Annotated in this window: 24 protein-coding genes; 22 read left to right on the forward strand and 2 right to left on the reverse strand. The window is 54.9% G+C overall.

Going from position 1 to position 22,502, the window contains the following annotated elements:
- The first annotated feature begins 1 nt into the window (after position 1).
- Positions 2 to 472, forward strand: a complete 471-nt coding sequence (locus tag PVA01S_RS09435) for a hypothetical protein (RefSeq protein ID WP_127607099.1) — start codon at positions 2 to 4, stop codon at positions 470 to 472.
- Between the two features lie 32 nt (positions 473 to 504).
- Here the strand turns inward: PVA01S_RS09435 and PVA01S_RS09440 are convergent, their stop codons facing one another.
- The gene (locus tag PVA01S_RS09440; protein ID WP_127607101.1) at positions 505 to 1,761 is read right to left on the reverse strand and encodes a replication-associated recombination protein A; all 1,257 of its coding nucleotides are present in this window, start codon (positions 1,759 to 1,761) and stop codon (positions 505 to 507) included.
- A gap of 194 nt (positions 1,762 to 1,955) precedes the next feature.
- Here PVA01S_RS09440 and PVA01S_RS09445 point away from each other — a divergent pair, with 194 nt between their 5' ends.
- The 6 genes from PVA01S_RS09445 (at position 1,956) to PVA01S_RS09470 (ending at position 7,304) form a co-directional block, all read left to right on the forward strand.
- Complete coding sequence (locus PVA01S_RS09445; protein WP_127607103.1) at positions 1,956 to 2,474, forward strand: PCYCGC motif-containing (lipo)protein; 519 nt, start codon at positions 1,956 to 1,958, stop codon at positions 2,472 to 2,474.
- 112 nt (positions 2,475 to 2,586) lie between these two features.
- The gene (locus PVA01S_RS09450; protein WP_127607105.1) at positions 2,587 to 3,930 is read left to right on the forward strand and encodes a hemolysin family protein; all 1,344 of its coding nucleotides are present in this window, start codon (positions 2,587 to 2,589) and stop codon (positions 3,928 to 3,930) included.
- Positions 3,931 to 4,036: 106 nt separating this feature from the next.
- Positions 4,037 to 4,672 carry a YhbD family protein gene (locus tag PVA01S_RS09455; protein WP_127607222.1) on the forward strand — a complete coding sequence of 212 codons (636 nt, stop codon included), beginning with the start codon at positions 4,037 to 4,039 and terminating at the stop codon, positions 4,670 to 4,672.
- Between the two features lie 60 nt (positions 4,673 to 4,732).
- Complete coding sequence (locus PVA01S_RS09460; RefSeq protein ID WP_127607107.1) at positions 4,733 to 4,963, forward strand: hypothetical protein; 231 nt, start codon at positions 4,733 to 4,735, stop codon at positions 4,961 to 4,963.
- Positions 4,964 to 5,154: 191 nt separating this feature from the next.
- Positions 5,155 to 5,715: a cell shape determination protein CcmA gene (locus tag PVA01S_RS09465; RefSeq protein WP_127607109.1), complete on the forward strand. Its 561-nt coding sequence runs from the start codon at positions 5,155 to 5,157 to the stop codon at positions 5,713 to 5,715.
- Positions 5,716 to 5,963: 248 nt separating this feature from the next.
- Positions 5,964 to 7,304 carry a TrkH family potassium uptake protein gene (locus PVA01S_RS09470; RefSeq protein ID WP_127607111.1) on the forward strand — a complete coding sequence of 447 codons (1,341 nt, stop codon included), beginning with the start codon at positions 5,964 to 5,966 and terminating at the stop codon, positions 7,302 to 7,304.
- A gap of 146 nt (positions 7,305 to 7,450) precedes the next feature.
- On the opposite strand, the gene mnmA is transcribed toward PVA01S_RS09470, so the two are convergent.
- A complete protein-coding gene (mnmA, locus tag PVA01S_RS09475; RefSeq protein ID WP_127607113.1) occupies positions 7,451 to 8,533 on the reverse strand; it encodes a tRNA 2-thiouridine(34) synthase MnmA in 1,083 nt (360 codons plus the stop codon).
- Between the two features lie 168 nt (positions 8,534 to 8,701).
- Between mnmA and cymR the strand changes: the two genes are divergently transcribed.
- The 15 genes from cymR (at position 8,702) to PVA01S_RS09550 (ending at position 22,208) form a co-directional block, all read left to right on the forward strand.
- Positions 8,702 to 9,124: a cysteine metabolism transcriptional regulator CymR gene (gene cymR, locus PVA01S_RS09480; RefSeq protein ID WP_054800160.1), complete on the forward strand. Its 423-nt coding sequence runs from the start codon at positions 8,702 to 8,704 to the stop codon at positions 9,122 to 9,124.
- A gap of 38 nt (positions 9,125 to 9,162) precedes the next feature.
- Positions 9,163 to 10,314 (forward strand): cysteine desulfurase family protein, encoded by a 1,152-nt coding sequence (locus PVA01S_RS09485; protein WP_127607224.1) that lies wholly within the window; start codon positions 9,163 to 9,165, stop codon positions 10,312 to 10,314.
- A gap of 26 nt (positions 10,315 to 10,340) precedes the next feature.
- On the forward strand, positions 10,341 to 10,862 hold the full coding sequence (locus tag PVA01S_RS09490) for a PRC-barrel domain-containing protein (RefSeq protein ID WP_127607115.1): 522 nt from the start codon (positions 10,341 to 10,343) through the stop codon (positions 10,860 to 10,862).
- A gap of 10 nt (positions 10,863 to 10,872) precedes the next feature.
- Positions 10,873 to 11,070, forward strand: a complete 198-nt coding sequence (locus tag PVA01S_RS09495) for a hypothetical protein (protein WP_014371928.1) — start codon at positions 10,873 to 10,875, stop codon at positions 11,068 to 11,070.
- Positions 11,071 to 11,322: 252 nt separating this feature from the next.
- Complete coding sequence (locus tag PVA01S_RS09500; RefSeq protein ID WP_127607226.1) at positions 11,323 to 12,393, forward strand: AI-2E family transporter; 1,071 nt, start codon at positions 11,323 to 11,325, stop codon at positions 12,391 to 12,393.
- A gap of 191 nt (positions 12,394 to 12,584) precedes the next feature.
- Positions 12,585 to 13,865, forward strand: a complete 1,281-nt coding sequence (locus PVA01S_RS09505) for an ArsB/NhaD family transporter (protein ID WP_127607117.1) — start codon at positions 12,585 to 12,587, stop codon at positions 13,863 to 13,865.
- A 15-nt stretch (positions 13,866 to 13,880) separates the two neighbouring features.
- Positions 13,881 to 14,171 carry a hypothetical protein gene (locus PVA01S_RS09510; protein ID WP_127607119.1) on the forward strand — a complete coding sequence of 97 codons (291 nt, stop codon included), beginning with the start codon at positions 13,881 to 13,883 and terminating at the stop codon, positions 14,169 to 14,171.
- Positions 14,172 to 14,664: 493 nt separating this feature from the next.
- On the forward strand, positions 14,665 to 17,289 hold the full coding sequence (gene alaS, locus PVA01S_RS09515) for an alanine--tRNA ligase (RefSeq protein ID WP_127607120.1): 2,625 nt from the start codon (positions 14,665 to 14,667) through the stop codon (positions 17,287 to 17,289).
- Between the two features lie 78 nt (positions 17,290 to 17,367).
- A complete protein-coding gene (locus PVA01S_RS09520) occupies positions 17,368 to 17,631 on the forward strand; it encodes an IreB family regulatory phosphoprotein (RefSeq protein WP_054797872.1) in 264 nt (87 codons plus the stop codon).
- 35 nt (positions 17,632 to 17,666) lie between these two features.
- Complete coding sequence (ruvX, locus tag PVA01S_RS09525; protein WP_127607122.1) at positions 17,667 to 18,089, forward strand: Holliday junction resolvase RuvX; 423 nt, start codon at positions 17,667 to 17,669, stop codon at positions 18,087 to 18,089.
- A 7-nt stretch (positions 18,090 to 18,096) separates the two neighbouring features.
- Positions 18,097 to 18,423 (forward strand): DUF1292 domain-containing protein, encoded by a 327-nt coding sequence (locus tag PVA01S_RS09530; RefSeq protein ID WP_054797870.1) that lies wholly within the window; start codon positions 18,097 to 18,099, stop codon positions 18,421 to 18,423.
- A gap of 24 nt (positions 18,424 to 18,447) precedes the next feature.
- Positions 18,448 to 18,759, forward strand: coding sequence for a DUF1292 domain-containing protein (locus PVA01S_RS09535; protein WP_127607124.1), 312 nt, complete (start codon positions 18,448 to 18,450; stop codon positions 18,757 to 18,759).
- A 129-nt stretch (positions 18,760 to 18,888) separates the two neighbouring features.
- On the forward strand, positions 18,889 to 19,905 hold the full coding sequence (mltG, locus tag PVA01S_RS09540; protein ID WP_244932930.1) for an endolytic transglycosylase MltG: 1,017 nt from the start codon (positions 18,889 to 18,891) through the stop codon (positions 19,903 to 19,905).
- 36 nt (positions 19,906 to 19,941) lie between these two features.
- Positions 19,942 to 20,883, forward strand: a complete 942-nt coding sequence (locus PVA01S_RS09545; RefSeq protein ID WP_127607128.1) for a peptidase U32 family protein — start codon at positions 19,942 to 19,944, stop codon at positions 20,881 to 20,883.
- A 29-nt stretch (positions 20,884 to 20,912) separates the two neighbouring features.
- Positions 20,913 to 22,208, forward strand: a complete 1,296-nt coding sequence (locus PVA01S_RS09550) for a peptidase U32 family protein (protein WP_054797866.1) — start codon at positions 20,913 to 20,915, stop codon at positions 22,206 to 22,208.
- Positions 22,209 to 22,502 lie beyond the last annotated feature (294 nt).

A 22,502-nucleotide genomic window follows, 5' to 3' on the forward strand; every position in this document is an offset into this window, starting at 1 on the left:
GATGTATATCGTAGCGACCTTCCGTTACTCCATGGAATTGGAACTTGCGATCAGCGACCTGCACGGCACAGGGATCGGAGCGGATTCGATCGCGGCGGTTCCGCTGGATCGCCAAATGCCGGGTCGGGCTCATTTTATGGATACGATGCATCGATCGGACGGTGTCAGCCTGTTAGACGGCCCCGCTGTGCTTGGGACCGTGTTAGCTGTTCTGGGCGCTTCCCTCGGGTTCAGCTGGACATGGGGGCCGATTATATGCGGGCTGCTCGGGCTTGCGCTGGGTGCGCTGCTCGGGATGGGAATCGATTACTGGGTAAACCGGAAAAAAAGAAACCGTGAAGCCAGCTCGTCACAGAATGAAGGCCAGGTTGTATTGATCGTACAATGCTCGGAAGAGCAATCAGAGCTGGTGAAGCAGATGCTCCGCTACCGGATGGCGATGGCGGTCGGCCAGTGGGGATCATACGCATGAGACGAAAAGAGACAGTCCCGCTTGGGACTGTCTTATTGCTTTTTCATATAAATTTTCGCTTCGACGCCGCTGTTCTGGGGCTCGTAAAATTTCGCGTCCTTCAGCGGCTCCGGCATATACTGGACCTTGCCGGCACGGTCCGGATGGTCGATCGGATTGACATATGTCTTCGAGCCGTCCTTGATCGAATCCGGCACCGGGTATGCCCGGTTGTTCTTCACGGTGTCGAAGGCGCGCGCGATCGCCTTGTATGCGGAGTTCGACTTCGGACTTTCGCATAAGTAAACCGCAGCCTGCGCAAGCGGGATCCGAGCTTCCGGCATGCCGAGGAACAGCACCGCATCCTTCGCGGCGAGCGCAATTTGCAGCGCGTGCGGATTGGCCATGCCGATGTCCTCGCTGGAATGGACGACCATGCGTCTGGCGATATACAGCGGGTCGACGCCCGATTCGAGCAGCCGGGCCATCCAATAGAGCGCCGCATCGGTTTGGCTGCCGCGGATGCTCTTGCAGAAGGCGGACGTCAAGTTGTACATGTCGTTCGTCGTGACGGCGTTGAGCCGGAATTGGAACGCCTGCTGCACGGTCGCCAAATCGACCGTATCCGCATCGGAGAGACTGTACACGGCATTCTCCAGCGCATTCAACGCATTGCGGATGTCGCCGTTGCAAATGTCGGCCAAATAATCGAGCGCTTCTGTCTCGATCGATACCTTCAGCTTGCCGAGGCCGCGCTCCGGGTCGTTAAGCGCCTCGAGAATCACGCGCTTGATCTCCGCCTCAGACAGCGCCTCGAGCCGGTATATCCGGCAGCGGGAAGCGAGCGGGGGGATGATGTCGTGCGCGATCGATTCGGTCGTGGCGCCGATCAGCGTGATCGTGCCGTTCTCGACGACGGGCAGCAGCGCTTCCTGCACATTCGATTTCATCGCGTGGATCTCATCGATGAACACGATCGTTTTGTGACCGTACAGCTTCAAGTCGTCAAGCGCCTTGGCGAATACGCCGCGCAGCTCGGCGACGGTCAAGGAGACGGCATTCAGCTTGACGAAGTGGGCGGACGTCAGACGGCTGATAACGGCGGCCAGACTTGTTTTGCCCGAGGAGGGCGGACCTTGCAAGATCATCGACGACACGCGGTCTTGCTCAATCAGATTGCGCAGCAGCTTCCCTTTGCCAATCAGGTGCTGTTGGCCGGCAATGTCATCCAAGCTGCGGGGGCGAAACCGTTCCGACAACGGCTCGACGACTTCCCGCCGCTCTTCGTAGTTGTAATCGAATAGGTCCATGGCTAACTCTCGCTTTACATATGGAAATTAGAACGGATGTTTCTATTTCATAAAGTTATTTTACCACATGAGCGGCAAACATGGAATTTCAACGCAGCTCCAGCGGCGAAAGCTCTCCACACGGTAAGTTTTGGCACCGCGGCCATTATTGATGTACAATCGAAGGTAAACGAATGAAGGAAAAGAGGGAACGTATGAAACAAGCGGTCAAACCGGTAATCGCGCTTCTGCTGCTGGCCTCCGTCGTCTCGGCCTGCGCGCCGAAGACGGCCCCTTCTGCCGAAGGTAACGGCAGTGCGCATGCCGGGCACACTCAGCAAGGACATCCAACGCCGCAGGGCGATATTCAAGAAAAAACAGCTTCCGCGGACGCGCTGCCGCGTTTTCTGGACAAACAACCCGAGGATGTGCGCCTCGTCTATGAAGCCGCCGGCAAAGCGGCCGATCTCTTGAAGTGGATGCCCTGTTACTGCGGCTGCGGGGAGAGTGCCGGTCATATGAGCAACATGAACTGTTTTATTAAGGAAGTGCAAGCGGACGGCTCCGTCGTCTGGGACGATCATGGCACGCGCTGCGGCGTATGTTTGCAAATTGCAGTCAAGTCGATCAAGATGAAGCAGGACGGCAAGACGCTGAAGGAAATACGCCAAACGATCGAGCAAACGTACAAGCAAGGCTTTGCCAAACCGACCCCTACGCCGATGCCGTCGTAACCCGGAAGGAAGACGAAGCGTCGCACTTTCCCGTTCTAGCCGTGCCCTTGGATGTATAGGGTATTAGTATAGTTTCAAACTAGACTTCTTGCGGTTGGGAAGGTGAAAGGGCTTGATCAGCGATCCGTTCCCCCTTTGGTTAAACATCGGGTTTGTACTGCTGCTGGTGTGTTTGAACGGTTTTTTTGTCGCTGCCGAGTTCGCCATCGTCAAAGCGTCCCGCAGCCGGCTCGAGAAGCTCACTTCCGCCGGCTCGCGAAGCGGACGGTGTGCGAGCTTGGTCCTGAGCAATGTGGACGCGTATTTATCCGCCTGTCAGCTCGGAATCACATTAACCTCCCTCGGGCTCGGGTGGCTTGGGGAACCGGTCGTTTCCAAGCTGCTGGCGCCGCTTTTGCGCCCGTTCGGGCTGCCGGAGTCCGTCGTTCACATGGCGGCTTTCGTTCTGGCATTTACGCTCATCACGACGCTGCACATTACGCTCGGCGAGCAGTTTCCCAAGACGTATGCGATTCGCAAGTCGGAACGTGTGACGCTGCTTTCATCCGTTCCCTTGGCGGCGTTCTACAAGATCATGTACCCTTTCATTTGGATGCTGAACGGGCTGTCGAACGCGCTGCTGAGGCTGACCGGCATCGAACCGACGGAGGAGCATCGCAGCGCCCATACGGAAGACGAAATACGCGTGCTGATGAAAGAAAGCAACCAGAAAGGGTTAATCGACAATACGGAGCTGACGCTTGTCGATAACATTTTTGAATTTACGGAAACGAATGCGCGTGAGATTATGATTCCCCGTACGGAAATGATATGTTTGTACGCCCAGCGCTCCTATGAGGACAATAAAATGATCGCGATCAGCGAAATGCATACGCGGTACCCGGTATGCGATCCCGATAAGGACGCGATCATCGGTTTTGTCCATATTAAAGATTTATTGAAGCTGACGGATGGCGAAGGCGAGTTGCTGACGATCGTAAGGCCGATTATGAAGGTCGCGGAATCCATGCAAATCAGCGCCTTATTGAAGCTGATGCAGAAGCGCAAAGCGCAGATGGTGCTATTGATCGACGAATTCGGCGGCACGAGCGGACTTGTTACCTTCGAGGATATTATCGAGGAAATTGTGGGTGAAATCCAGGACGAATTCGACGAAGAACGCCCGCAGATCGAGCGGAAGGACGAACGGACGCATTCGATCGACGGGCGCTTGTTGATCGAAGAAGTGAACGGGTATTTCGGTCTCGAAATCGAATCGGACGATTACGATACGATCGGGGGATGGATGTACGCGCAGGTTGAGATGCCGCCCACCAAGCTGCAGCAGGTCGAGTGGAATGAACGGTTTGTGTTTACCGTAGAGGAAATCGACCATTTACGTATCTCCCGCATTCTCGTGACGCCGAGTAAGAATGCGAAGCATAGCGATCCGGCATCCGGAGACCATGGGATGTAAGCCGATAAATGCCGGAAAAATTGACCTGCGGGAAGGTCATTTTTTTTTGAGTTTACAACGTAACAATGTTATATTACATTGTTTCGTATAAGGTGGTGCGGTTATGATCGAGCAAGAGCTCATATCCAAGAAAGAATTGCTGGAATTGACGGGTATTTCGTATGGCCAACTGTACCGCTGGAAGCGGAAAAATTTAATTCCCGAAGACTGGTTCATCCGCAAATCGACGTTTACCGGGCAGGAAACTTTTTTTCCGAAGAAAAGCATTTTGGCTCGTATCGATAAGATCGTCAATATGAAGGAAGATTTATCGCTTGACGAGTTGGCGGACGTCTTCTCGCCGGAAGTGGCGGACATGGCGGTAGGGCAAAGCGAACTTTTGGAACGTAACATTGTTTCGAAACGATCGCTGGAGTTGTTCACGAACACGTTCGGCGACGGACCCGTGCTCCCGTTCGGACGCATATTGATCGCTTATATGCTCGATAAGCTGCTGCAAGCTGGCGATATCAATCTGGACGAAGGCGTTATGATGCTGCAGACGCTGCATGGCCACGAGTCGGCAATAGAGAACAAAAGTTGGGTGCTGGTGTTCATTCGCAAGATGGGCATCTCTTCGTTCCTGATGATCGGCGGTACGGATTCCGTTATGTTCGACCCGGGTACGAAAGTCGTGGCCCGGTTGAGCTTTGCCGCGTGCATGGAAGAACTGAAGATGAAGATGAACGATGGAAGGGGATGACCCAATGGAATCGCGCAACAATTTGACGGTCACCGGGACGGGCGGCGCGGGACCGGGACGATGCTGAAGAAGCTGCTCGGCTCCTTGTTTCTTCCGGCGGATTATTATGAAGGCACACTGACGGCCGAATCGATCGAGGGCGACGACGTTTATGTGGAGTACACGCAGGCGGAGGTCATCCGGGGGCGGAACGTAGTCGTCGGACCCGGGTGCGGCATCGGCCGGATTGAATATACGAACAAGCTCGAGCATACGGCGGGATCGGATGTTACCGACGCTGTGCAAATTTGATGGGGGAATGGAGCGATAACGATGGGCTTACGCGGCGATTTGAATATTTCAGGCGTAATGGGCGGCGCGGGCGGAGGCGCGTATAACAACGTTAAGATTAACGGGCAAGGGAACGTGAACGGTCCTTTGGATTGGTGAGCTTCGTCTGTAACGGAAGGTCGAGCATACACGGCGAGGTGAAGGCTCAAACGGTGGAAGTCAACGGCTCGACTTCGTTTGAAGCGAAGGTGGATACCGGCAGCATGCAAATTAACGGCAAAGCGGACGTGGAAGGAAGCTTAAGCGCACGCGAGCTGAGAGTCGACGGGCAGTTGAAGGTGAAGGCCGGCTTATCCGGAGAAGACATCGTGGTGAACGGTTATTTGAAGGTTCAGGGCGCTTGCGAAGCGGAATCGTTCCGTTCCCGCGGCTGCTTTCGCGTGGACGGTCTGCTGAATGCGGGGAGCATCGAAGTCGACTTGTACACGGAATGCCGGGCTAAAGAAATCGGCGGCGAAACGATATCTGTCCGCAAAACGGAGCTTGCCGGCGCGCTCGGCAAGCTGGTACGGGCGCTGATGTTCGCAGAAGATGCGCTGATCTTCGATACGATTGAAGGCGACGAGGTTTATCTGGAGCACACCCGCGCCGGCATCGTCCGGGCCAAGAATGTGAGCCTGGGGCCCGGCTGCGACATCGGATTGGTGGAATACGCGGATACGTTCAATCACCATCCGGATTCGCGTGTCGGAGAGAGCCGTAAAAGCTTATGACCGCAGGAGGCCTGCATGGACGAATTTCTTACACAGCTTTCGGGCGGTATCTCCCGATATGCCGAGATGGGTCGTGACGATCTATATGGTGCTGACGGCGCTCGGTATCGGCGCTTGAACCCGGCTGAAGCTTCGCCATGCGGAAAAGTCCGCTGCTTGACGAAAGGTGACGATGACGTTTGCCGCCTAGTTGCGTCGTGGTATACTAGCTCATAAGAAGGAGCCCGGTGCAAGGAGATGACATACGAGTGAAACGCAAGTCCAAATGGTTCAAACTGACGCCGCCGCGCGTGTTTGCCGGCGGTTTCGCCCTTATTATTGCGGTCGGCACGCTGTTGTTGTCGCTGCCGGCCGCCGCCGTAAGCGGGGAAGCTACCCCGTGGGTCGACGCGTTGTTCACGGCGACCTCGGCTACTTGCGTGACAGGATTGCTCGTGGTCGATACGGGCACTTATTTTACAAAGTTTGGTCAAGTCGTCATCCTGATTCTGGTGCAGCTCGGAGGTTTGGGCTTTATGACGACGGTCACATGGTTCGCAATCGCGATGAAGAAACGGATTTCGCTGCGCGATCGGCTCATGTTGAAGGAGTCGATGAATCTTCTCGGCATCGAAGGCGTCGTGCGGCTTATTATGAAGGTGCTGATCTATTCCGTCGTCATCGAGAGCTTCGCCGCGCTGTACTTCGCCTATCGCTTGTCGCAGGAGATGCCGCTCGGCCATGCGCTTTATTACGGCGTGTTTCATGCCATATCGCTGTTCAACAACGCGGGCTTTGAGCTGTTTGGCGGGTTCCGCAACCTGACGCCTTATGTGGCGGACTGGGGAATCAACCTTGTGTCGATGCTGCTTATCTTGTTCGGCGGTATCGGATTTATCGTGCTCTCAGAGCTCGTGGATTACCCGAGCTCGCGGCGCCTGTCGCTGCACAGCAAGGTTGTGCTGACGGCTACCGGCATTTTGACGCTGTTAAGCGCACTGCTCATCTTTATATTCGAATATACGAATGCGCGTACGCTCGGCCCGCTCAGTCTCGACACGAAAATTCTCGCCTCGTTGTTCCAATCGATCACCTTGCGCTCCGCAGGAGTGAATACGATCGATATTACCGGATTGCGGTCGGCTACGCAGTTCCTGATGGTCATCATGATGTTTATCGGCGCGGCTCCCGGCTCCACCGGCGGCGGGATCAAGCTGACAACCTTCGTTATTCTGGTCGGCGCCGTACTGACCATGGTGCGGGGGAAGCAAGACATGGTCCTGTTCCGTTACCGGGTCCCGAAGAGAGATATATATAAAGCGACGACCTTTTCCTTGCTTGGCTTGTTTTGCCTCGTGCTGTCCACGATGGCGTTATCCACCGTGCAGGGGCAAGATTTCCTGATGATTTTGTTCGAAGCGGCTTCGGCTTTCGGGACGGTGGGCTTAAGCGCGGGACTGACGCCAGAGCTAGGCTTCGCCGGCAAAATAAACATCATTGTCATGATGTATATCGGCCGAGTCGGTCTGATCACGCTGGCGTTCGCTTTGCAGCCGAAGCTTAAGAAGGACAGCTATCGGTATCCGGAAGGCAAGCTGACGATCGGTTGAGCGGTCTGCGTTATAGCCCGGGAAATAATTTTATACAAAAAAACCGTCAAGGTGGAGTACCTTGACGGTTTTTGTATATGGGACGCCGAACGCTCAAGTCAGCCGATCTCCGGTGCCTGATGCGGTATAGCCAAACCTTGTCCGCGTCACTTCACCATCTTGTCGATGACCGCTCCGCCCAAGCAGACATCGCCGTCATAGAACACGACGGATTGTCCCGGCGTAATCGCCTTCTGAGGCTGATCGAATTCCACGCGGCAGCTGCCGTCCGCTTCGAAATGAACGATGACGCCTTGGTCCGGCTGGCGGTATCTGAACTTGGCCGTGCAGCGGAACGGGCTTTGCGGAGGTTCTCCCGAGATCCAGGTCAAGTCGGTGGCCAGCAAGCCCTTCGAGTACAACGCCGGATGTTTCTCGCCTTGAACGACGTACAACACGTTACGCTCCAGGTCTTTGCCGGCGACGAACCAAGGCTCGCCGCTGCCCGAGCCGCCGATGCCGAGCCCTTGGCGTTGTCCGAGGGTATAGTACATCAGGCCGTCGTGGCGGCCCTTCAATTCCCCGTCCAGCGTGCGCATCTCACCCGGCTTGGCCGGCAAATAACCGCTGAGAAACTCTTTGAAATTTCGCTCGCCGATAAAGCAAACGCCGGTGCTGTCTTTTTTCTTCGCGGTCGCAAGACCCGATTTCTCCGCGATCGCGCGGACTTCCGGCTTCGGCAGATGGCCGATCGGGAACATGGCCTTGGAGAGCTGGTACTGGCTCAGTGCGTGCAGGAAATACGTCTGATCCTTATTCGAATCGACGCCTCGCAGCAGCCGATATACGCCGTCAACTTGCTCGACGCGTGCATAATGGCCGGTCGCAATATAGTCTGCACCAAGCTCGAGCGCCTTGTTCAGAAACTCGCCGAATTTGATTTCCCGGTTGCACATGACGTCCGGGTTCGGCGTGCGACCTTTGCGATATTCGTCCAAGAAATAGGCGAACACCTTGTCCATGTATGGTTTCTCAAAATTTACCGTATAATAAGGAATACCGATTTGACTGCATACCCGGCGCACATCTTCGGCATCTTCTTCCGCCGTACAGTGTCCGAACTCGTCGGTATCGTCCCAGTTTTTCATGAATACGCCTATGACCTCGTAACCTTGCTCTTTCAGGAGCAGCGCCGCAACGGACGAATCGACGCCGCCTGACATGCCGAGGACAACACGTGGTTTACTCATTCTTAATCCCCTCGCTTTGCTCTTGTGGCCTGCTTAGTATTATACATAGATTTGCTCATAAATAAAATTATTTCAACATATCGTCATTGTTTTTCTCCCACAATAGAAGGTTTTGTGTTACCATAGAAAAGATACCAAAATGTATGATATGTAAATGAGGTGCTCGATTTGAAGATATCAACTAAAGGCCGCTACGGGCTGACCATCATGATGGAGCTTGCCACCAGGTTCGGAGAAGGCCCCACCTCACTGAAAAGCATCGCCGAAAAGCATCAGCTTTCCGAGCATTATTTGGAGCAATTGGTTGCCCCGCTGCGTAATGCCGGGTTAGTCAAAAGCATTCGCGGCGCTTACGGTGGATATATATTATCAAAATCGCCCGAGGAGATTTCCGCTGGAGATGTCATTCGGGTACTGGAAGGTCCGATCAGCCCCGTCGATTTTACGGAGGAAGACGACCCTGCCAAACGGAACTTGTGGATACGCATTCGCGATGGCATCGCACAAGTGCTGGATTCGACCTCGCTGCAGGATATGATCTCCTATCATGACGAGGGAAGCCATCACGACAGCTATATGTTTTATATCTAAGTGTCTTTACATTTCTTATGAACGATGTGGTGAGTACATTGAACCTGATTTATTTGGATCATGCCGCAACAACCCCGGTTCATCCGGAAGTGGTGGAAGCCATGATGCCATATTGGACGAATAGCTTCGGGAATGCCTCCAGCACGCATTGGGCCGGCCGCGACGCGAAGAGCGCGCTGAACGAAGCGCGCGATCGGATCGCCTCTTTCGTCGGATGTGCGCCGTCTGAGCTCGTCTTTACCGGCGGAGGCACGGAGAGCGATAATATGGCGCTGTTCGGCGCCGCTGAAGCGAACCGCGCTCGCGGCAACCATATCGTTACGACGCAGATCGAGCATCATGCGGTTCTGCATGCATGCGAGAGATTGGAGCGCCTCGGCTACGAAGTGACCTACGTGCCGGTCGACGAATACGGACGGGTCTCGGTGGACGACATTAAATCCGCGCTTCGCCCGGATACGATATTGATCAGCGTCATGTACGGCAATAACGAAGTCGGCACGCTGCAGCCGATCGAAGCGATCGGCGCACTGGCTCGCGAGAAGGGAATCGCCTTTCACGTCGACGCGGTTCAGGCGCTGGCTTACATGCCGCTTCATTTGCATGCGCTGCCTGTTGACTTTATGAGCTTTTCCGCGCACAAATTGAACGGTCCCAAAGGGGTCGGCGCGTTGTATATAGCGAAGAACGCTCGGTTCGTGCCGTTAGGCTACGGCGGCTCCCAGGAGCGCAAACGGCGCCCAGGTACGGAGAATACCCCGGCGATCGCAGGTTTTGCGAAGGCGGTTGAACTTTTTGACCGCGCGAGGTATGAAAAGAAACATCACGTGGAAACACTACGTCAAGAACTGGTAAACGAGCTGGAAAAGCGGCTCAGCCCGGACGATTTCATCGTGAACGGACATCCGAGCGAGCGGCTGCCGCACATCTTGAACGTCAGCTTCCCGGGCGTCTCGACAGAATCGATGCTGATGAATCTCGATTTGGCCGGAGTCGCGGCGGCAAGCGGATCGGCGTGTACCTCCGGATCGCTGGAGGTATCCCATGTGCTGAAAGCGATGGGGTTATCCGAAGCGAGAACTTCGTCGGCGATTCGGTTCAGCTTCGGCGCCTCGAATGATTCCGCACAGATTCGCGAAACCGCGTCACGGGTTGAAACCGTCATCCGCCGTTTACGTAGTATCGTTTAAGCCAATTCACGATTGGAGAGAGTTTGGTGAGACGTACGCGGGATGTGATCGGGTTGCCTGTGATCTGCGTGCATACCGGCAAACAAGTCGGTGAAGTTACGGATCTGCTGCTCGACGAGGATTGGCAAGTGCAGGCGTTTCTGCTAGGGGCGGGACATTGGTTTCAAGAAGCGACTTGCGTGGAATGGGAAGACGTTATCGCACTAGGCGAAGACGCCGTTACGATCAAGCGGGAGGACGCGATTAAGCCGCTTGAAGCGAAGAATACCTGGAAGCTTCTGCTTGGCGGGAGACACCGGATCAAGGGACTTCCGCTGCTGACCGTGAACGGTCAACAACTCGGCGTCGTCGAGGATGTTTATTTAGATGCAAAAACGGGTAAAAAAGTAATAGGATACGAATTGACCGAGGGTTTCATTTCAGATCTCAAAGAAGGGCGCAAATGGCTGCCCATGCCGGATTCCGTGAAAGTCGGCGAGGACGCCTTAATTGTTCCCGTACGCGCAAGCGAGGCGTTGGAGGAAATCTTCGTACCAAAAGAAGAATAGGGTGATACAGATGTTACGTTGTCCAAACTGTAATTCCAAAGATATCGGCAAAATCGGCTCGCATCAATTTTATTGCTGGGGCTGCTTTATCGAACTGACCGTGAACGGGGAGAAGATGTCCGTATTCCAAGTCGAGGAAGACGGCACGTTAAGTTCGTTGGATGATCTCTTCTTTGAAGAGGAAATGCCGCAAGTTCACGCCAACTAACGGTTCGGACCGGCAAGCCGACTTACAATATAACGCCTATGAACACCGCTGCAGGGAGCGTCGCTCCTTCGCTTGCGGTGTTTTTTTGTCCCGTTCGTCCTTCTTCATTGTATTCGGCTCGTGCCGGCTTTATGTGCGGGGGACGTCCGAATATTGGGTTAAGAACCAGGGGTTGTACATATACTGTAGTATATGGAAGTTCGTTCGTACTGACGAAGCCGGTACCGAAAGATGCCGAAGGAGGGGACGTGTCTGGAACGGCTGCCCAAAAACCGCGTTCTGCTCGGGATGGTTTATACCTTGCTCATTCTTGTTATTTTATATTTGCTGATGCAGCTCCGGCCGATGATTTCAGGGGTGTATTGGTTTTTGCGCGAAATTTTGACACCGTTTATCATCGCGCTCATTATTTCCTATGTCTTGAATCCGGTCGTCTCGCTGCTGGGCGCACGCAAAGTGCCGCGTACGATCGCTGTGCTTCTGATCTACGCCTTGTTCATCATGTCCATGACGGTCATCCTGATGAACGTGATTCCGATGCTCGTTCGCCAGCTGGCGGAGCTGAACGAGCACATGCCGGACGTTTCGTTCAAGGCGCAGAGCCTGGTCGACGACTTGAACGGCCTGCAGTTTTTGCCGGACAGCGTCCGGATCGGGATCCATCAATCGTTGGCGAAGCTGGAGGACGGCATCTCGCTGGCGATCGCCGATTACATCAACGGGATCGGCAATACGATCAATAAGCTGTTTATGATTTTTATTATCCCGTTCGTCGCATTCTATATTTTGAAAGATTTTCAATTGATCGAAAAAACGACGCTGGCCATTGTGCCCAGAACGCACCGCAAAGAGATTGTGTCGATGCTGACCGATATCGATACGGCGCTCGGCAACTACATTCGCGGACAGTTTACGGTTTGTCTGATTGTCGGGCTGCTTGCTTACATCGGGTATTGGGCAATCGGCATCCCCTATGCGCTGCTGCTGGCAAGCGTGGTCGCGGTGTTCAACATCATTCCGTACCTGGGGCCGTTTCTCGGCGCGGCTCCGGCGCTCATCGTCGCCTCGACGATTTCGATCAAAATGCTGCTGCTGGTTATCGTGGTCAATACCGTCTGCCAAATTCTCGAGGGCAACGTCATCTCACCGCAGGTAGTCGGCCGTTCTTTGAACATGCACCCATTATTTATCATGTTCGCGCTGCTCGTTGGAGGAGAGGTGGCGGGTGTGGTCGGGCTCATATTGGCGGTTCCGTTCTTTGCGGTAATCAAGGTTATTCTGCAGCATGTCTTTTTATATTACGTGCATAAACGAACCGTTTAAAAAAAAATTTGGTCATGGGCGCAACAAATTGCAACCTCCGGCGTATATACAGATGGAATTTTTTTCGGGAGACCCTGAAGCCCGTCTACAACTGCATATTCAGCAATCGTTTCATAGGAGGAGCCTGTCACCAAGGGCTCCTCTTTGTCTTTTTTCAGGGTCTCACCAGACATCGCAGGAGGACTATCTATATGGACATGCAAGCGCTCATCGCTATCGGGTTATTTCTCGTCGCCTACGGATTCATCATCTCGGAGAAAATCCACCGAACGATCGTCGCCATGACCGGCGGCATTCTAGTGGTTGTGCTCGGAATCGTTAATCAGGAAACGGCGCTCCATCACATCGACTTTAACACGCTCGGACTGCTCGTCGGGATGATGATCATCGTCAGCATTACGGCGGAGACGGGGGTATTTAAGTACGTCGCGATTTGGGCGGCCAAAAAAGTCGGCGGACACCCCGCGCGCATCATGGTCGCGCTGGCGATCGTGACGGCGTTCGGTTCGGCGTTCCTTGACAACGTCACGACGGTGCTCCTGATGGTGCCGGTCACTTTCAGCATTACGCGACAGCTGCGGGTCAATCCGATCCCGTTCTTTATTTCACAAATATTTGCGTGCAACATCGGCGGGACTGCGACGTTAATCGGCGATCCGCCGAACATTATGATCGGCAGCGCGGTGAAGGAACTGACGTTCATGGCGTTCATCAACAACCTGACGCCGATTGTGATCATCATCCTGATCGCGACGATCCCGGTCTTCGTCCTGCTGTTTCGCAAAGACATTCAGACAACGGAGGAGCTGCGGCGCGGCGTCATGGATCTGGATGAAAAGTCGGAAATCCAGAACCCGGCGCTGCTTCGCAAAAGTTTGGTCGTGCTGGGCTTAACGATCGGCGGCTTCTTCATCCATCAGATCGTCCATCTGGAATCGGCCACGGTGGCCTTGGCCGGCGCGTTCCTGTTGCTCCTGTTAACCGGGGAGCATTATTTGGAAGAAGCGTTCCGCCGGGTCGAGTGGATGACGATATTTTTCTTCATCGGATTGTTCGTGCTCGTATCGGGTTTAGTTGAAACCGGCGTCATCGCGGCTTTGGCCGAGCAGGCGATCAAGTTGACCGGCGGGGATGTGACGAAGACGTCGATCATGATTTTGTGGTTTAGCGCGCTCGCTTCGGCGTTCCTCGACAATATCCCGTTCGTGGCCACTATGATTCCGATGATCTTCGAGATGGGAACGATGGGCGTATCCGATTTGGAGCCGCTCTGGTGGAGCCTTGCGCTAGGGGCTTGCCTCGGCGGTAACGGGACGCTGATCGGGGCCAGCGCCAACTTGATCGTCGCCGGTATGTCCGCCAGGGAAGGATATCCGATATCGTTTATGAAATATATGATAATCGCGTTTCCTTTGATGCTGTTTTCGGTGGCGCTGGCGCACGTATATATTTATGTAAGATATTTGATGTAAGGGGGAAAGGCTGCGATGACAAAGCTTCGCTATACATATGACGAGAAGCTCTTATCTTGGGAGGAGCAGAACGACGGGGAGGCGGACGTGGAATTTTGGCTGCGTCTATCCGTGCCGGATGCGAATGTCGAGAAGGGCGTGAAGGCGGTGCGCGATTATTTTGGCCATAACGACGTTCTGACCGACGTGTTGGTCTATGCGCACCACAATGCGGTGTACCAATGGATTGTCCGCCGCGACTTCTACGAGGCATTCGTCATCCGGGCGTTCGAACACAAGCTGTTGACCTCCCTCGTTTGGGAGTAGGGCCCCGGCCCCGCACGGGACACGGGAACGGGATACGCCCAAATGCCGGGCTCTACAGGGCGGATCTCGGTTGACAGGCCCGCCGTCGGAAAGGTATAATTTTGCTTTGTAAAGCTTTGGCTTCCAAACAAGAAAGCGTTGAAGAAATTCAGTAGGTTGTAGTCCATTAGCCAGAGAGAAGGCTCGGATGCATACCGATACGGCGAGAAGGCAGGCGCAGGCCATGTCCGAGAGCCGGGCTTGGGTGCGGTCCGCTGCGAGAGTCTTCCTAATGAAGGGCGACTGAACGCTCATTTCGGAGCGCGGATAAACTCCGCCGGAAGGACCCGTTATCGTCCGCGAAGAGGAGATTGCACCGAACCGCCGAGCGTTAACAGCGCAGGCGAAGGCCGTGCAATAACCAGGGTGGTACCGCGAGCAATCGTCCCTGTTTTCAGGGGCGTTTTTTTATTGTTTTTCCCGTTTCATTTCAATTCAGGGGGGGCTTACGAAAGTGAAAGCTAGTGAAATTCGTTCCAAATGGTTAAAGTTTTTTGAAAGCAAAGGCCATAAAATCGAGCCGAGCGCCCCGCTCGTGCCTCACAACGACCCGTCGTTGCTCTGGATCAACGCCGGGATGGCGCCGCTGAAGCCGTACTTCGACGGCCGCATCGTACCGGAGAACCCGCGGATCGCCAACTCGCAGAAGTGTATCCGGACGAACGACATCGAGAACGTGGGGAAGACGCGCCGCCACCACACTTTTTTCGAAATGCTCGGCAACTTCTCCATCGGCGATTACTTCAAGGAAGAAGTCATCACGTGGGCGTGGGAGTTTCTGACCGACAAAGAATGGATCGGCTTCGATCCGGAGCGTCTCTCCGTTACCGTATATCCGGAAGATACGGAAGCGTTCGAGCTTTGGAACAAGAAAATCGGGATTCCGGAAGAGCGAATTTACAAGCTCCAGGAAAACTTCTGGGATATCGGCGAAGGGCCTTGCGGACCGTGTACGGAAATTTTTTACGACCGCGGCGACAAATACGGCGACCTGAACGATCCGGAATGCTGGCCGGGCGGCGAGAACGAGCGCTTCCTCGAGGTGTGGAACCTCGTATTCTCGCAGTTCAACCATAATAAGGACGGCAGCTATACGCCGCTTCCGAACAAAAACATCGATACCGGCGCCGGACTCGAACGGTTCGCTTCGATTCTGCAAGATGTCGATTCGAACTTTGACACCGATCTGTTCCAGCCGATCATTCAAAAAACGTGCGAGCTGGCCGGGGTCAAATACAAAGAAAACGACGAGCAGGATGTCGCGCTCAAAGTTATCGCCGACCATATCCGGACGGTAGCGTTCTCCGTCGGCGACGGCGTACTGCCGTCCAATGAAGGACGCGGCTATGTCATCCGCCGTTTGCTTCGCCGTGCGGTCCGATACGGCAAAGTGGTGCTCGGTATGGATAAGCCGTTCCTGTACCTGTTGACGCCGGTCGTAGGCGAAATTATGGGCGTGTACTACCCGGAAGTGGTGGAGAAGCGCGAATTTATCGAGAAGGTGATCCGTACCGAAGAGGAGCGTTTCCATGAGACGCTCGGCGGCGGTCTCGCCATTCTGGCCGAGTTGACCGAGAAGGCCCGCAAGGAAGGTTTGACCACGATCAGCGGATCGGACGCTTTCAAGCTGTACGATACCTACGGATTCCCGTTCGATCTGACGGAGGATTATGCTTCGGAGCAAGGGCTGACGGTGGACCGCGAAGGGTTCGACCGTGCGATGCAGGAGCAGCGGGACCGCGCCCGCGCGGCACGCCAGGAGTCTGACAGCATGAAGGTGCAGGGCGGACCGCTGGCTGATTTTACGGTTAAAAGCGAGTTTGTTGGATATACTGATTTGGTAACAAGTGCTAAAGTGATCGCAATCGTGCATGAGCAGCAGTTCGTCGATCTGGTCGGAACGGGTGAAACGTGTCAGGTTATCCTGGACCGGACGCCGTTCTATGCGGAAAGCGGCGGTCAAGTCAGCGATCACGGCTACATGACAGCGGGCGATACCGTGCTTAAAGTCGAATCGGTCGGCAAAGCGCCCCACGGCCAGCACGTGCATACCGTCGTCGTCCAGGCCGGTGTGCTGCGCAGCGGAGAGACGGTGCAGGCAACCGTGACTCAGGATGTCCGCGAGGACATTATCAAGAATCATACGGCGACGCACCTTTTGCATAAAGCTTTGAAAGAAGTGCTGGGCGACCATGTCAATCAAGCGGGCTCGCTCGTTGCGCCGGAACGTCTGCGTTTCGACTTCTCGCATTTCGGAAGCATTTCCGCCGAAGAGCTGCAGGAGATCGAGCGGCGGGTCAACGCGCAAATTTGGAACAGCCTCGAGGTGGACATTTCGCTCAAGCCGATCGCCGAAGCGAGAGCGATGGGCGCTATGGCGTTGTTCGGGGAAAAATACGGAGATGTTGTGCGTGTCGTTCGCATCGGCGGTTACAGCCTGGAGCTGTGCGGCGGTTGCCACGTGTCCAATACGAGCCAAATCGGCTTGTTCAAGCTCGTCAGCGAGTCCGGCATCGGCTCCGGCATACGGCGGATCGAAGCGACGACCGGGCGTCAGGCCTACCAATACTTGGACGGACAGCTGCAGCTGCTGCGCGATGCGGCAAGCCTGCTGAAGTCGAATATTACGGACGTGCCGAAACGGGTGGAAGGCTTGTTCACCCAATTGAAGGAGCTTTCCCGCGAGAACGAATCGTTGAAAGCGAAGCTGGGCGGCATTGAAGCCGGCTCCCTGACCGATCAGGTCAAAGCCGTGAACGGGGTTAACGTGCTTGCGGCCGAAGTAAGCGCGGGCGATATGGAATCGCTGCGCAATATCGTCGACCAGATGAAGCAAAAGCTCGGTTCGGCCATCATCGTGCTCGGCGCTGCGGCGGAAGATAAGGTGAATCTGGTAGCGGCCGTTTCACAGGATTTGGTCGGGCAAGGCTATCATGCCGGCAAGCTGATTAAAGAAGTCGCTGCGGCTTGCGGCGGCAGCGGCGGCGGCCGTCCGGATATGGCGCAGGCGGGCGGTAAAGACGCCTCCAAGCTGAAGGAAGCCCTCGGAACGGTCGAACGGCTGGTCGCATCCAAATAAATGTTCGCTGTCAACAGGAATTTTATGGCCGATGGCGAATAAGTCAGTAATAACTTTGCAGGGGGGTGCTTCGCAGATATGAGTTCTATGGATAAAACGATGAAATTCAACATGAAAGCGGAAGAAATCGAAACCTCGCCCAAAGAAGTCATTCTCGCGGTGTACGACGCGCTTCAGGAAAAAGGGTACAATCCGATCAATCAAATTGTCGGCTACCTGCTCTCCGGCGATCCGGCCTACATTCCGCGTCACAACAACGCCCGGAGCATCATTCGCAAACGGGAACGGGACGAACTGATCGAAGAGCTGGTTCGTTCCTATTTGCAGCAGTACAAATCTTAGAAGCGGGACGCAAGAGGGACGGACAGGAGCAAGTTATGCGCTTAATGGGCTTGGATTACGGGGACAAAACGATCGGCGTTGCGGTAAGCGACGAGCTGGGCTGGACCGCGCAAGGGCTGGAAGTCATCCGTCGTACGACGGAAGAGAGGGACACGAACCGGCTGCGCGAAATTATCCGCGATTACGGCGTGTCGGAGATCGTGGTCGGCTTGCCGAAGAACATGAACAACACGATCGGCCCGCGTGGGGAAATTTGCATTGCATTTTCCCAAAGTTTACATGAAAAACTACAATTGCCCGTACATTTGTGGGACGAAAGGTTGACCACCGCCTCCGCGCAGCGTACGCTGCTCGAGGCGGACGTCAGCCGCAAGAAAAGAAAGCAGGTCATCGATAAGATGGCGGCCGCGCTCATATTGCAAGGATATATGGATGCCAACTCCAACTCGAAGAGGTGAAGAACTCATGTCTCAGAACGACCAGAACGTGAACGAAGAGCTGTTGCAGGAAGAAGAGCCCGAAATTATATTCATTCCGGATGATGAAGGCAACGAAGAAGAATTTGAAGTGATTATGAAGTTCGAAGTGGACGGCTCGGACAAGAAGTACATGATGGTCGTCCCTGTGGACGCCGACGAGGAATCCGACGAGGTGTATGCGTTCCGTTATGAAGAAGACGGCGACGATCTGCAGCTGTACACGATCGACGATGAAGAAGAATGGAACATTGTCGAAGAAACGTTCAACACGCTGATGGACGAATTCGAGGAAGACGAAGAAGAGTCCAAGTAAGCTTAGGTGCAAAGGAGGAGGCCCATGTCGAATTCGGCCTCGGAAGCGGTGCCGACGCGCCAGTTGCGGGAAGCGTACGGAGATGATATTATTTTATATGATGAGCATCAAGAATCCGTCGTGTACCGCATTGTGTCGGAGCTTGTCAGGAACGGCCAAGGCTATGCCATGCTGGAGAAGGCGAAGCCGGGCAAAGAGGATGAACCGGAAGTTTTTCGCGTAACGCGTAATGAAGACGGGGAACTTGCGCTGGAGACGATCGAAGACGACGACGAGTGGGAAGAGGTCTCGGAGCTTTTCGACGAATGGACGTTTCCGGCGGATGAATCGTTGTAATGTAGGTTGGCCGTATACCACGAGCGGAGATTCTCCGCTCTTTTTCGTTTGAATAGAAGAAAGGAGCGGCGCCCTTTCAGGTGCAGATAGCAGGCGATGTCGCTGAAACGTGTTGGAATTGTAGCAATCATGATCATAATTCTCATCGGCCTTGGGACCGCGCTAGGGCTGATGCTGTACGTCAGCCGCGGGCTTGCGCCGCTTCCGGCGTCAAGCGAGCTCAAGCGGGTGGCGTACCCTCCCGGAACGGGGATCAGCGAGCTTGCCTCGCAGCTTGAAGAGAAAGGGTTAATCCGCGATGCGCGGCTCTTCAGGTGGTACTTGAAGCTGAAGGGCGAGGGCGGCAAGTTTCAAGCGGGCGAATACGAGCTGTCGCCCGGCTTGTCGAAGGAAGCGATCGTCTCGCTGTTCAATCGCGGCGAGACGGTGAAGTCGGCAGGTATACGCCTCACCGTTCCGGAAGGCTTTACGCTGAAGCAAACAGCCGAGAAGCTGCAGCAGCTCGGCGTCGACGCGCAGGCGTTCGAAGCGGCGGCGCAGCAATTCCAAGGATCCGGGGACTCGGTGGCTTCGGGCATACCGGCGGACCCGAATATGAAGGTGCGGCTGGAGGGTTACTTGTTCCCCGAAACCTACGAGTGGAAGAAAGACGCCTCGGCGCAGGAGATGATCGCCACGATGGTCGGCGAATTGGACAAACGGCTGCAGGAGCTGCCCGAAGGCTGGCGGCAGGCGATGGCCGAACGCGGCCTTTCGTTTCACCAAATGTTAACGCTCGCCTCCTTGGTGGAGAGGGAAGTGGCGGTAGAGGAAGAGCGGGCGCTCGTCAGCGGCGTTATTCACAACCGGTTGAAGCAAAACAAGCAGCTGGAAATTGACGCCACGATTCAATACTTGTTCGATAAGCCGAAAGAGCGGCTGTTCGAGAAAGATTTGCGTATCGAGAGCCCGTATAACACGTACTTGAACAAAGGGCTGCCTCCGGGGCCGATCGCCAGCCCGTCGCTCGCTTCGATTCACGCGGCGATTTACCCCGCCGAGACGAACTATTTGTTCTACGTGACGAAGAAGGACGGCAGCCGAACGCACTTGTTTGCGGAAACGTTCGAGCAGCATAAGAAAAATATTGCCGAGAGCAACAAGTAGATCAAAGTTGTCTCAAGGAAAGAAGGTGTGACTGTCATGACGAAAAAACCGGAATTGCTGATCCCGGCCGGTACGGTCCGGGAGGCGCAGCGTTATATCGAGGCGGGTGCAAACGCCGTTGTCGTAGGCGAGCATCGCTTCGGCCTGCGCTTACCGGGCGAGATCTCCATAGCCGGGCTTGAAGAGCTTGTTCCTTGGGCGCATGCACGCAACGCCTGTGTGTATGTGGCGGTGAACAACCTTATGGATAACGGGCTGCTGGCCCCGCTTGAAACGTATTTGAAAGAGCTGGACCGTGTGCAGGTCGACGGGCTCGTTTTCGGCGACCCTGCTGTACTAATCGCCGTTCGCAGAGCGGCGCCCGGCATGAAGCTGCATTGGAATGCGGAGATGACGTCGACCAACTACGCGACGGCCCGGTATTGGGCGGGCAAGGGAGCCGTCCGGATGGTGCTGGCGCGCGAGTTGAACCTCGAGGAGACGCTGGAGATCAAGCGGCAGCTGCCCGAGCTGGAAGTTCAAGTGCAGGTGCACGGCATCACGAACATTTACCACTCGAAGCGGAGCTTGCTGACGAATTACAAGGAACATCAAGGCCGTCCCGAAGAGCTGGAACAGCTGGATCTCGGCATGGATGAAGGTTTGTTCCTGATCGAGCAGGAGCGTCAGAACGAGCGGTATCCGGTGTACGAGGATGTGAACGGCACGCACATTATGAGCTCGGACGATGTCTGCATGCTGGACAGCCTTCACGAGCTGCTGGAAGGCGGCATCGACTGCTTGAAGGTGGAGTCGCTCTTGAAGACGCCGGCCTACAACGAAACGGTGCTGCGCAGCTACAGACAAGCGATCGACGCCTATACGGCGGACCCGGGCGGTTACCGGTTCCAGGAAGAGTGGCTGGAGGCGATTCGCAAGCTGCAGGATCCGCGGCGCGAGCTGTCGTACGGGTTCTTCTATAAAGAGCAAGTATACTAAGAAGCGTTACACGAAATGGGGTGAGTGCGATGACATTAATCAATCAAGAGCTGCTGGGCAAACGCGTGCGTCTGGATAAACCGGAGCTGCTGGCTCCTGCGGGCAGCCTGGAGAAGCTGAAGTTCGCCGTGCATTACGGCGCGGATGCGGTATATATCGGTGGGCAGCAGTACGGGCTGCGTTCCAACGCGGATAATTTCACATTCGAAGAAATGCGCGAGGGCGTTGAGTTTGCCGAAAAATACGGCGCCAAGGTGTTCGTCGCGACTAACATTTTTGCGCACAACGAGGATATCGACGGCCTGGAGGACTATTTGCGCGGCATTCAGGATGCGGGCGTACACGCGATCATCGTAGCCGATCCGATCATTATCGAGACGTGCCGGCGGGTGGCGCCGAAGCTGGAAATTCATTTGAGCACGCAGCAGTCGACGATGAACTGGCAGGCCGTGCAGTTCTGGAAGGAAGACGGCGTGGACCGCGTCGTGCTGGCGCGCGAAGTGAGCATGGAGGAGATCGTCGACATCAAGCGCAACGTGGACATCGAAATCGAAGTGTTCGTGCATGGCGCGATGTGCAGCTCCTATTCAGGCCGGTGCGTACTGTCGAACCATTTTACGGACCGCGATTCGAACCGGGGCGGCTGTTCGCAGTCGTGCCGCTGGAAATATGACCTGTTTACAACGGAAGAGGAGCTCGGCGGGACGTCTGCGTCTCAGATCGGCATCAAGGAGCTGCCGTTGTTCCAGGAGGGTGACAATCCGTTCTCGATGAGCTCGAAAGACTTGTGCATGATCGAGCACATCCCCGAGCTGATTCGCTCCGGAGTCGACAGCTTCAAGATCGAAGGGCGGATGAAGAGCGTCCACTACGTGGCGACGGTCGTGAATGCGTACCGCCAAGCGATCGACGCGTACTTCGACGATCCGCAAAATTATACGTTAAAGCCGGAATGGCTGTACGAAATTCAGAAGGCGGCGAACCGTCCGCTGAACACCGGCTTTTTCTACGACGAACCGGGTCACGAGGATCACATCTTCGAGCCGGAGGACAAAGCGGCGCCTTACGACTTCGTCGGCGTCGTGATGGACTACGATCCGGCCGAAGGCATAGCGCTCATCCAGCAGCGCAACCACTTTAAACCGGGACAAGAGGTGGAGTTTTTCGGCCCGGGCGGCACATTCTTCAAGCAGCAGGTGCCCAGCATCGCGAACGAGGCCGGAGAGGCGCTTGACGCCGCCCGCCATCCGCTGCAATTGATTCGGATGAAAGTGGAGCAGCCGGTTCGTCCGTTCGATATGATGCGCAAACGAGTCGGCAAATAACGGAAATGCGAAAAAGAAAGGCCCGCGATCAAGCTTCACGCTCGCGGGCCTTTTTGCGTGTCCGGAAATTCGAACAAAAAAGTACTTCAAAAGGACGGGCTTTATCCCGATATATATAAACATGCCTATAAAACCTTTTCATAGGCTAATCACCAAGCACTATGTTTATTGGAAAGGAATACATAAAAGGTGGAGGATTTTGGCTTAATATGTCGAATAGGTTCTTGTACCTAGAAGCAACAAGAAAATGATTTGAAACCAAAATGAATTAGGTGGTGTTTCCTGTGAAGAATA

The organism is Paenibacillus validus NBRC 15382, from assembly GCF_004000985.1.
Lineage (GTDB): Bacteria > Bacillota > Bacilli > Paenibacillales > NBRC-103111 > Paenibacillus_G > Paenibacillus_G validus.

Bases quoted from the DNA above. Each gene is read 5' to 3' on its own strand.
- ruvX (WP_127607122.1), top strand. From the start codon at position 17,667: ATGCGCTTAATGGGCTTGGATTACGGGGACAAAACGATCGGCGTTGCG.
- PVA01S_RS09535 (WP_127607124.1), top strand. From the start codon at position 18,448: ATGTCGAATTCGGCCTCGGAAGCGGTGCCGACGCGCCAGTTGCGGGAA.
- PVA01S_RS09445 (WP_127607103.1), top strand. From the start codon at position 1,956: ATGAAACAAGCGGTCAAACCGGTAATCGCGCTTCTGCTGCTGGCCTCC.
- PVA01S_RS09530 (WP_054797870.1), top strand. From the start codon at position 18,097: ATGTCTCAGAACGACCAGAACGTGAACGAAGAGCTGTTGCAGGAAGAA.
- PVA01S_RS09495 (WP_014371928.1), top strand. From the start codon at position 10,873: ATGTTACGTTGTCCAAACTGTAATTCCAAAGATATCGGCAAAATCGGC.
- mltG (WP_244932930.1), top strand. From the start codon at position 18,889: ATGATCATAATTCTCATCGGCCTTGGGACCGCGCTAGGGCTGATGCTG.
- PVA01S_RS09545 (WP_127607128.1), top strand. From the start codon at position 19,942: ATGACGAAAAAACCGGAATTGCTGATCCCGGCCGGTACGGTCCGGGAG.
- PVA01S_RS09435 (WP_127607099.1), top strand. From the start codon at position 2: ATGTATATCGTAGCGACCTTCCGTTACTCCATGGAATTGGAACTTGCG.
- PVA01S_RS09460 (WP_127607107.1), top strand. From the start codon at position 4,733: ATGCTGAAGAAGCTGCTCGGCTCCTTGTTTCTTCCGGCGGATTATTAT.
- PVA01S_RS09550 (WP_054797866.1), top strand. From the start codon at position 20,913: ATGACATTAATCAATCAAGAGCTGCTGGGCAAACGCGTGCGTCTGGAT.
- PVA01S_RS09510 (WP_127607119.1), top strand. From the start codon at position 13,881: ATGACAAAGCTTCGCTATACATATGACGAGAAGCTCTTATCTTGGGAG.
- mnmA (WP_127607113.1), bottom strand. From the start codon at position 8,533: ATGAGTAAACCACGTGTTGTCCTCGGCATGTCAGGCGGCGTCGATTCG.
- PVA01S_RS09505 (WP_127607117.1), top strand. From the start codon at position 12,585: ATGGACATGCAAGCGCTCATCGCTATCGGGTTATTTCTCGTCGCCTAC.
- PVA01S_RS09520 (WP_054797872.1), top strand. From the start codon at position 17,368: ATGAGTTCTATGGATAAAACGATGAAATTCAACATGAAAGCGGAAGAA.
- PVA01S_RS09440 (WP_127607101.1), bottom strand. From the start codon at position 1,761: ATGGACCTATTCGATTACAACTACGAAGAGCGGCGGGAAGTCGTCGAG.